At 43.0% G+C, this 9,838-nt stretch carries 11 protein-coding genes; all 11 read right to left on the bottom strand.

The features are described 5' to 3' along the window. Nucleotides 1–8 precede the first annotated feature (8 nt). The 11 genes from FD960_RS03660 to FD960_RS03610 all read right to left on the bottom strand — a co-directional run bounded on the left by FD960_RS03660 (nucleotide 9) and on the right by FD960_RS03610 (nucleotide 9,838). Nucleotides 9–3,902, bottom strand: a complete 3,894-nt coding sequence (locus tag FD960_RS03660; RefSeq protein ID WP_215300001.1) for a host specificity factor TipJ family phage tail protein — start codon at nucleotides 3,900–3,902, stop codon at nucleotides 9–11. Beyond that, nucleotides 3,893–4,282 (bottom strand): hypothetical protein, encoded by a 390-nt coding sequence (locus FD960_RS03655; protein ID WP_215299999.1) that lies wholly within the window; start codon nucleotides 4,280–4,282, stop codon nucleotides 3,893–3,895. Before FD960_RS03655 ends, FD960_RS03660 begins: the two co-directional genes overlap by 10 nt. Next, on the bottom strand, nucleotides 4,282–4,758 hold the full coding sequence (locus FD960_RS03650; protein WP_215299997.1) for a DUF1833 family protein: 477 nt from the start codon (nucleotides 4,756–4,758) through the stop codon (nucleotides 4,282–4,284). Before FD960_RS03650 ends, FD960_RS03655 begins: the two co-directional genes overlap by 1 nt. A 2-nt stretch (nucleotides 4,759–4,760) precedes the next feature. Then, nucleotides 4,761–5,123, bottom strand: a complete 363-nt coding sequence (locus FD960_RS03645; RefSeq protein WP_215299995.1) for a hypothetical protein — start codon at nucleotides 5,121–5,123, stop codon at nucleotides 4,761–4,763. 9 nt (nucleotides 5,124–5,132) lie between these two features. Next, a complete protein-coding gene (locus FD960_RS03640; protein WP_215299993.1) occupies nucleotides 5,133–7,409 on the bottom strand; it encodes a phage tail tape measure protein in 2,277 nt (758 codons plus the stop codon). 1 nt (nucleotide 7,410) lies between these two features. Continuing rightward, nucleotides 7,411–7,638, bottom strand: a complete 228-nt coding sequence (locus tag FD960_RS03635; protein WP_215300579.1) for a DUF4035 domain-containing protein — start codon at nucleotides 7,636–7,638, stop codon at nucleotides 7,411–7,413. 80 nt (nucleotides 7,639–7,718) lie between these two features. Further along, nucleotides 7,719–8,111, bottom strand: a complete 393-nt coding sequence (locus FD960_RS03630; protein WP_215299991.1) for a hypothetical protein — start codon at nucleotides 8,109–8,111, stop codon at nucleotides 7,719–7,721. Further along, on the bottom strand, nucleotides 8,111–8,533 hold the full coding sequence (locus FD960_RS03625; RefSeq protein ID WP_215299990.1) for a phage tail tube protein: 423 nt from the start codon (nucleotides 8,531–8,533) through the stop codon (nucleotides 8,111–8,113). Before FD960_RS03625 ends, FD960_RS03630 begins: the two co-directional genes overlap by 1 nt. An 84-nt stretch (nucleotides 8,534–8,617) precedes the next feature. Continuing rightward, nucleotides 8,618–8,956, bottom strand: coding sequence for a DUF3168 domain-containing protein (locus FD960_RS03620; protein WP_215299988.1), 339 nt, complete (start codon nucleotides 8,954–8,956; stop codon nucleotides 8,618–8,620). Beyond that, nucleotides 8,953–9,519: an HK97-gp10 family putative phage morphogenesis protein gene (locus FD960_RS03615; protein ID WP_215299986.1), complete on the bottom strand. Its 567-nt coding sequence runs from the start codon at nucleotides 9,517–9,519 to the stop codon at nucleotides 8,953–8,955. The genes FD960_RS03620 and FD960_RS03615 overlap by 4 nt, the downstream gene beginning before the upstream one ends. Then, entirely contained in the window at nucleotides 9,512–9,838 is a 327-nt protein-coding gene (locus tag FD960_RS03610) for a phage head closure protein (RefSeq protein ID WP_215299984.1), read from the bottom strand. Before FD960_RS03610 ends, FD960_RS03615 begins: the two co-directional genes overlap by 8 nt.

Below are 9,838 nucleotides of genomic sequence, written 5' to 3'. Positions count from 1 at the left end.
TTCCTTTTTTAATAACCTTGAATGGTTGCGTCTACTTTTCCGATGATGGGCGTATTGGTGACATCAAAGCACTGCACCAATGGTCCAAGGACAGGATCTTTATCAATGACTTTGGCAATAAAAGTATTGCTGGTATCAGCGATCAAGGTCAAATTGACTGTCTTAATGCTGAAATAGTCTTTTACGATAGGCAAGCGAGATCCAGAGGCCGAAATATTGATCTCGCTTAAGACTTCGGATTTATCGGGTACATCAAAACTAGCAACTAAGCTAGAAATCATGCCTTGTGTAGATCCGCGTCCAATCGTAATCTTGACCTGATATTGATCTTCAGTAGTAATTACTGATCCAGGCCATGGCAAATAATCTGGAATGCTCCACATCGATTTTTGATCATCAGTCCACATGAGGTTTGCATCGGTAGTCCACATGATGGGACCGCTAAATGACCACATGGGATTACCATCGGCAGACCACATCAGATTGTCATCTGAAGTCCACATCGGCGGTGTTATTTTGCGATATTCAATCTTCCAGTTATCGCCATTAATGAGGGCAGGCAAAGTCAATTGACTGCCTGCAGATCCTAAGGGCGATTGGAAAGTGGCCTCATAAACCATTTGCGCAAAAGTTTGCGCAGGCCACATATTTTGCAGGTTGGAGTGCCACATGTTGACTGAATCATTGGCATTCCAATAGATGCCCTCTTCATCAGCTACCACGACTCCATCAACTACAGAACCGTGAGATAGGCCGCCTGGAAAGCCTAACGCTCCAATATCAACCTCAGCAATGACATTGGCGACTAAAGCATCGCCCAAATTAATCACAATGGCTGAAGAATTGACGCTTTCATTACCAGAGGTATCTACCGCTTTGATCATGAGGGTGCCAAAACCAGTAGGCCGAACCGCCGATATATAGGGGCTTGATAACAGTAAGCCATCATGAATCGGAGTGGCAGATCCCCAGTCTCGAGAATCGCCATTGATCCAACGAATGCGATAACCCGCTACATCAATATCACCGACTTTTTGCCAGTTCAAGGTAAAAGCATTAGCCTTTAAATCTACTGTAAAACCTTGCACATTTTCAGGTGGTAGGGTTTTCCCATAGACTTGAGCGCTTGCGCTAACTTGTTGGCCTACAAAAATGCCATTAATAGGCAATGCCGTCACTTCAACCAAGCCGTACCCATCAAAATCGTAATCAATCGAATTGGAGTTATAGGTGGTTTTTGCTTGCCAGGTGCCGTTATTAATTCTGCAACGAAGCTCTACTCGCTCAACTTGACCAATGTTTTGTGCCCAGCTAATAGTGACCCTTGTGACAATCTGCCCAGCGCCAACAATTGCCAAACGCTCAGTGATCTTGAGATTTTTAATTACTGGTAAATTGGATTTTAATAAGGTGCTAGGTGTTGCTGATTGCCAGGTGCCATCCCAGGCTGCATAAAACTGGGGATCCTCATCGGTAGCAATGACAGTCAGACGGGACTCGCTAGTAGGTTGTACCGAAAGGATTTTGACTTTTTTCCCAGGTGTAGGCAATGGGGAGAAAAACCAAATATGGTCGATTAAATCAACACCATCCTGAAAGGTCGGATGCGTTGTTAAAGTAATCGTATCGCTATCAGCACTACCGGCTAACACCTGATAAGTGGTCATGGTGCCGTCAGGACGCTTGAGCATCAAATACTCTAAAGCGCCACTACGAGGAATGGCGCGATCTAGAACAAGCGTGGACCCTGAAGTGCTCACAATCCGCCCAGAATAGCCCCATTGCGTGAGATCGTGAGATAGGAGTACCACGTCCCCACGTTGGCATACAAAGCCCTCAAAATCGCAATCCCACTGAATTCGGCGTTTGCGATAATACTGTTGAGCGGCAAAGTAATTGGCAAATTTGCCTGCCATAGCAGTATTGGTACAGCCGAGTAAATCAATGGTGCTACTACGTCTTGGAGTGGTAATGCCAGGCACCAAAACCCGTACTTGATCCTGATTCCAGCTATTGTCCGGATTGATATATTGAACAATGACTTCTTCGGCCAATTGCTCCGTGATGTAGCTCACCTGAAAGCTACCACGAATAATATTACTCATGCCAAAAGCAGCTACTGGAGATGCATTACGCGCATCCCAAATGACACCGATCTTGCCCGAATCCCATGAAGGGGATCCAAATCCACATCTAGCGATTGCCGTTAAGATGTCGGCGGCTGTTTGCGAGCCATCTAACACCGCATTAAAACTTAAATTTTCAGCTGCGCAAAAGGCCGCCCAAGCGTTTAAGCCCGCAAGATCAATCTGTGCCTCTGGCATACCTACGCCATACATCAAATTGCCATTGCCATCCCTACGCCCAATTGCAAAATCCATAAACCAATGCGCAGGGTTGCTAGTCGGCCCAGAGACCCAGCTAGATCCATTCCAATAATTGGCATTGGCGCTTGCGGTAACAGATAATTGCTGAATCGTGCCGTTGAGTTGCTCGGATGCACGAATGGTCAATCCTCGGCGATTTTGGCCATTGTAGTTAGTCGAGTCGACCTGATAGCTACGCAGCGTGCTCCAAGAGGTTTTATTTTGCAATCTTGCATCAGTGCTATCAGCTGTATTGCGCCGAATTCTGACATCATAAGTGCCCGATGGCACGTTAATAAAGAGTGTGGCGCGGCGAGCTGTTTGAGTAGCTCCAGATATAAGAATGACGTTTCCAGATCCCGCAACATAGCGACTTTTGGTTTCGTAATGACTAGTATCGTGCCAGCCATACGTTTCATAAGTGTATGGATTGCCATTGTCATCAGTGGTAGTAGCGGTGTAATAACCCTCTTCACCACTTTCGACCCATTCTTGATATTGCTCAAAATGTCCGGCAACAAAGCCACTGCCTTGAGTGATAACGCTATCTGGAGCAAGCCATGTTGAGCTACCAGATGGCTTATATTGAATTTCTAATTGAACACTAGTGCTATCGAGTCCGCCATTATTGTTGGCGTAATACAGGACACCTTCAATATCAATGCCAAGTCGATAGGTTTTGGCTGAACTAGTGAGTGTTACCCATCCATTGGCAGCGGTTAAATCTGCTCCAGGAATGCTATCTACGTTATTTGGAAAATTGGTAATCCGTCCGGCAGCATCCGGATATTGCCAAGAGTATTCCTGATAATTGGTAATCGGATTGGTGCCAATTCTCCAATCGGCTAGCAAACAACTAGAAAGCCCCAAATGAAATATCTGATACAGATACTGATCTTCACCCTGATATTCCAAAAATGGTTTGGCTGCCAAGTCTGGAAAAAATTGATGAGCGCCCATAACCACTGGCATAGACTCATAAGGGCGCATGCGATTGCTACCACCACTTAAGCTATAGGTGGGAGAAGCAGCGCCATAGACACCGGAGGCATTATTTAATGAAGTGCTGGGATTACTAGCGGCAAATACAGCATTTACAAGCATAGCACCAGTAATACTCAGAACAGCAGTTCCAACTGCTGCTGCAGTAGCCCCAGTAAAGCCAGCAAAAGCACCTACTGCGGGACCAAAATATGCTGCTAATACAACAACAGCAATTAATGCCACCACTTGAACGGGATTTGATCCACCACCACCGCCGCCACCACCCATCACAGTAGCTTGTACGTTGATGATTTGACCAGGTTTTGGACAAATGGTATTCCATTCGCTCACCTCTAAAAGGCGATCATCTAACCAAATAATAATTGGCTGCTTAGTATCAATCCCTGCAGAAATCAAAATATCTCGCACTGTCGATCCAGGCGATAAAAGACAGGCAAAGCTTTCTTTATTGGCCGATGACAGTGCCGGATGAGGCCGCCAAATCACATCGAGGGACTTGGCTTTTGATGGCATACGCTCAATCACTTCCATTTGTAATAACCCTCAACCTTTAAAAAATACTTATCTAGCTCACGAATTTTGTGCAATACAACCATGCCAGCATTTTCCATGGCGTGTAGCACGCACTTTTCATTGTTTACTTCGCAGTACACGCCTATATGGCTTGGCCTACCAGCACAAACCATTAACACTGCATCGCCTTCTTTTGGGCAATCGGTAGATTCGCCATAGGTGGCTACCAAATCATTCATCTGCCCTACTCGACCCAATCGAGATTCCAATCGATCTACTTCAATTTCGTCAGGTACGGGCAGATTAAATACTTCTTTACGTACGCGACTCAATAGACGAGCACAATCTGCGGATCCTAGCTTATAGGGTTGTCCGATATAGCGAGATGACCAATGCATTAGAAAATTCCGGCGCTGTTATCTGGGCGGTATTGCATGGATATGGCGGGCTTTGAAAAAAGACTTTCAAAACCCAATTCAGCAGTTATTTCTTGCATAGTTACCACTACGTTATACAAATTCATAGTGATTTCCCATTCAACCAGATCAGGACGAGAGCGCATCACTTGCATAAAGCGTACAGAACTACCTTGGCCGCCATTGCTTGTTTCAATCCAATACATTAAATCGCGGCCTACGTTATCAACTGCAAGCCTAGCTTTTGGTAATTGACCTTCATAATCATCTGGCAAAATGCATTTAAAAGGACATCCAATAAAAAGATTGCCATTGCTAGTAAGGTCTTGCGTGTCATTAATCACACGTACAGGCGAACTTAATAGCGGATGACTAATTTCTAGCAAAATAAATGGGGCTTCAGGGGCGCTTACAGCCGCTAAAGTGGATTTAAATTGAGAAGAATAAGCACGTGTCACTTTTAACCCCAGGTCTCAATTTTTAAATCAATTTGCCATTTACTTAAATCCGGCACTAAAGGAGTGGCGGTATATCCACCACCAACAAAGCGACCAGATTTTACGGAGCCACTGACTGGATCAGTAAAATTAAACCAAAGTGAACCTTCATTAGCATCGCCTGCATACCAAGCTTCAAATGAATTAAAGTCCGCCTCACTATCAAAAAATAGATTGCAAGTGCGTGTGACCATGACCCGTGAACGTACTTTATTTTGCCTGGGAGGTCCAGACTCCATATCAGTGCGTAGTAATGCAGACTCTCTTTGCTGCTGATAGCCCGCAAATAATATTTTTGCGTATGAAGGAAGTGTAGGAGTAGTCATAAATATCCGTTAAACAGCCCGCTTAAGGCCAAAGGTATTAGACATTTGCTGAGTTATTTGTCCGTTTTGACGCAAATCTTTTTGAATGGCGCGGCGCACTAATATTTCAACGTCTAGACCGCTACCATTATCTTTTGCCGAAGCCACGGCCTCAAAGCCAGAACTGCCAGCTTGATTATTAACAGTAATATTAATTTGATTTCCAGCGGTAGATTTTCCGATTGTTTTGACACCAAGTTTGCCAGAAGAATCTCTGGATAAAGGCATAACTGCTTCAGTGCCAGCCTCACCCATCAACCCTGTATTTCCGCCTGCCATAGGAAATAATGTTGGACTAGAAATTACGCCGCCATTAGCAAAAGGAATGACATTGCCACCAGAAAATATATTTCCATTGGCATTTGCTAGAGCAGCAGGAGGTCCAATAAAGTTTGAAGAACCTTCAGTTGCAGAACCGTAGCCACCCATGCCTAGCGCTTGACCTAGACTACCGGCTATGCCAGAGATAGCGGCTCTAGCCTGTATTCGAATTAAATCACTAATGACGCTTGTTGCAAAATTTGCAAAACTCAATTTTCCAGTCATGGCAAAATTAACAACCGCATCCTCCATGTTTCTAAATCCGTTAGAAAAGACAGTAGAAGCACCAGCGGCTGTATTGGCAGCATTGTAGGCATAATCGCCCATAGCTTTACTAGCCCCAACATTCCAATCCGTTTCAGCCGCTTGACGTTTACGAATGGAAGCAATTTGATAAGCAGTAGCTGATTCAGTGGCATCCGTCATGCGTTGAATAGTCTCATCGGACAAAGTGCCATTTGTTTTGGTAATTTGTTCAATTTGTTTTTGTAACTCAATGGTGTTTTTATGCTGCACATTGAGTATTTCAACTTCTTGAGATGTCTTGCCAATTAATGTTTGTTGAAAATCAAGATCACTATTTTGACGATTAAGAGCATCTTCGTATAATTTTGCAGAGCGCCCTTCGTCTAATTGTTTTAATTTTTGAATTAATGGCTCAGCTTGATCTGCAACTCCTTTTTCAGCGGCTTGCAACTCTAGCATTGCAAATTTTCCTTGATCTACTTTAGAAATTTGCGCTTGAAGTCCTTGTAAAAAATTATCGCCTGCTGTCTGATTTTTTGATCCCAATGCTTTTCTAGTATTAGCATTCTTATCTTCATCTAATGGGTTTGCCAGCCCAAGATTATTTTTTTCTTTGTATTTTTGTAAAACTTCAAGAGTACGCTCTAATTCTTCACGTGTTTTACCAGACAAGCCAAATGGATTTTTATCACCAAGCCCTTTAAATAAAACAGACTGATTGCCTTCTTTATCCAACAATTCCAATTGATACTTAACACTCATAATCTCTTGATTGACATGAGATAAATCAATTCCAGCGATTTGCCCTTCCATCTGCCAGGCAGCTTTTAAGCTAGAGAAAAATCCTTCTCCTTCCATGCGAGCATTTCTAAAAGCTTCAATTGTCAGATTAATTTGAGGCAATAATTTACTAGCAAATGCAACACCAAGGTATTTAGTATCCTCAGTCATGATTTTTAAGTTATCACTAAACTCTTTTGCATCTGTTGCAAATTGAGTTGAAATTTTTGCATGAGTATCATCAAAACGCTCATTTAACTCGCGCAAAAACACTAGCGCTTCAGAACCACCTTTACCGCCAATTTGTTTCATGACATCTTGCACAACCATGGGATCTAAACCCTGAACGGCCTTTGCAACTCTTGTCATTAATTCATCAGGAGCAAGCGTTTTTAATTCTTTTATGCTAATGCCAATTGCTTCATAAACAGCCGCTAAGTTTTTATTGCCTGCAGTAGCTTCCACTGCAGAAATAGACAGCTTTTTCATTAGTCCAGATACTGTGTCCATATCAGTACCGGCCAATCGAGCAATCGTAGAAAACTTACTAATTGATTCCACGCTTAAGCCCGTTTTGATAGACAAATCAGCCATGGATTCGCCCATTTCTACCGCCTTAACGACCGCTTCAGCAAAGGTAGCTCCTACACCGATAACAACCCCAGCCGCTGCTCCCATTTCTCCAAACTTCATGATCGATCTAGAGACAGGGTTTTCAAGCAATCCAATTTTTTCACCTAAGACAGTAAATCCGTGAGAAGCTTGATTGGCCGCGTCAAGCATGGTTGCTTTGATGTCCTGCCCTTTAGTGCGCGCAATTTGAGCCATCCGACCCATATCAGAATCAAATTTGGCAGTATTGGCCGATATTTCAACTACTAAGCCTGGAGAGGTTGCCATTTTATTTTCCTTTTTTACTAAAAAGCGCTTTTAATCGAACTACTTGAGACTTCACGTCCATTTGAGGTGGCTCTTTTGGTTTTTCTTCTTCTTTTGCTTCTTGTGACCATGGCATGAAATCAATTGGAAATGCAGGTTCTGATTTTTCTGGATCACGATGCACGTTATTGAGCAATGCCAATGTTTGAGCAGATAAATAATCCGCTCTGTTATCGGCATCTGGTTCAATTTGAAAATAGGCGGCCCACTCTGCAAATTGTGCTGAAGTAAGCCGTGGAAGTAGCTCATCTGGATGAACTACTCCAAGTTTTAAGCAGAGGCGGAATGCAAGCCGTCTCCAGGGACGGCTTCGGAGTTTTTTTCAAGCTCTTCCAAATCTTTTTGAGAAATTCGGTTAATTTCAGAAACTTTTTCAAAAATCCGATCAATTGCTCCAGCAAATTTAGTTCCTAACATGGGCAACTCTTCATCTGTAAAGAGGCGTTGCCCATGCTCATCCACAATTGCTAGACCAACGTATGCAGCCCTAAGACCAACACCACTTTTTTTACTCAAGTTCATGAGATTAAATTCAATGGCATCTTTAGCATCAGCGGAAAAGCTAGTAACCCAAACTTTTCCACCCCACTCGGGCACATCCACTTCAACTCGCTTTAAATCATTAGCAGCGAGAATATCTTGCTTGCTGAGAAATTTAGACATTACATGCCTGCCCAAGTAACTGAACCAGAAATGCGAATGTCAACAGAGCCTTTAACAACCTGATCAACACCGCCAGCCATGCTAAATTTCTTAACATAACCAGTAAAAATAGCGTTTTCGCCATTAGGCAGCAACAATTTAAATTGTTTGCCAGCCTGGCTATCGCGGGCAGCTAAAAGCGCAGTTTGACCAGCGTCAGAAAAATCACGATCTAATTCAAGAGTGAATTGGCCGTTATCTTCGAGTCCTGGACGCACTTCTTTTGCAGGGCTGGAAAGATTAGTGACATCGATCTCTGAAGCGCTGCCATCAAATCCTGAAAAGGTTTTGATATTAGAAATCGCAGTAAATGATGGGCCACCAGAAATCGATGTATCAATCGAGAATGTAGTGCCTTGAGCTGGAATTGCGGTAGAAGTCATAATGTTTCTCCATAAATAAAAAACCGCCAAAAGGCGGTCATAAAAAATCACGTCTTAGGTGATCAAACTAGTTGTACTGCAAACTTATTTTTTAAACCAAATTGAAAAGTCTTGCGTGACGCGATACAGCTTTACTTCACCTTCATACAAATCACCGGCTGAAAGAGGAATTGCGCCCAGATTCATCATTGCTGATCGAATTTGATCAGACAAATCTTGAACTTCGGAATATGTTTTTGAAAACACATCTACCTGAACGCGAGTACTTTCAACTGGAATAGTGTTTTCCATTGTGACTTCAGGGGTATTGCTTACCTGCATATAAATTGCATATGGCGCTACTGGCTTTTCAGGCACTGTTAATGGGTAGCATCTTCCAACAACACCCGCTACAGCTGCTTGAATGTCTTTCATTGAAATCATGATTTAAAAGCCTCTTCAATTCGCTGAGATAAGCGAGTGCATATTGCATCTTGCGCTTCTGTTTTTTTACTATCAAATGCAGGACGCATGAATGGATGGGCAGCTATATACATTGACCCGCTAATCACTGCAGATCCAGATCGAACCGCTTGCATGGCTTTGGCCCTACTGCCGTATCCATGTTTTCCTTTAGGAGCATAGTGATGCCCATATTCAACCCAATTGGCATAAAAAGCATCTTGGCTTAAATTCCCTTTTTTGCCTTGCTTTTGATATTTTTTTCCTTTGCGCACTGTCACATAAAAGGTTTGATTAAATTGATTCGATTTTTCTGGAATTTGTTTAGTAATAATTGAGCGTTTTAATGTGCCAGGGGGTGGATGGCCTTGCGATACGGGTCCGGTATATACCGGTGCGCGTAACTTAGCCTCATCTGCAACTGTTTTAGCTCCTGCATAAACAGCGGCTCTTAAAGCATTTTTTGCTATTTTTTTTGGCAATTCAAGCAATAAAAGCTGCAATTCCTCAATACCGCGCACATCGACATTGATTGAGTTATCCATCACTTAAGCCCTCTACGCAAAGTAAGGTTAGCATGCGGTGACGCTCATTTTCATCAATTACATCTTGAATATCAAAAAAACGATTGTCATATTTAATGCGCATTTTTGCCGTAATACCAGGTCGATAACGCATTACCACTTGATATGTCACTGAAGATTGCATTGCATCTGCAGAAATCGATTCTCTGCCGCTAACAGGCTCTACAGCACCCCAAACAGTCTCTACATCTACCCATGCTGTCAGTGGTTGGCCATAATCATCTTGTACTTGGCTACGACTTTGAATAATGAGACGTTTACGTAATAGGGCTGCTTGCAT

It is taken from the genome of Polynucleobacter sp. AP-Nino-20-G2, from assembly GCF_018688235.1.
Lineage (GTDB): Bacteria > Pseudomonadota > Gammaproteobacteria > Burkholderiales > Burkholderiaceae > Polynucleobacter.
Note: the sequence above shows the minus strand (reverse complement) of the source record. Positions and strands in the feature narration are given on the sequence as shown.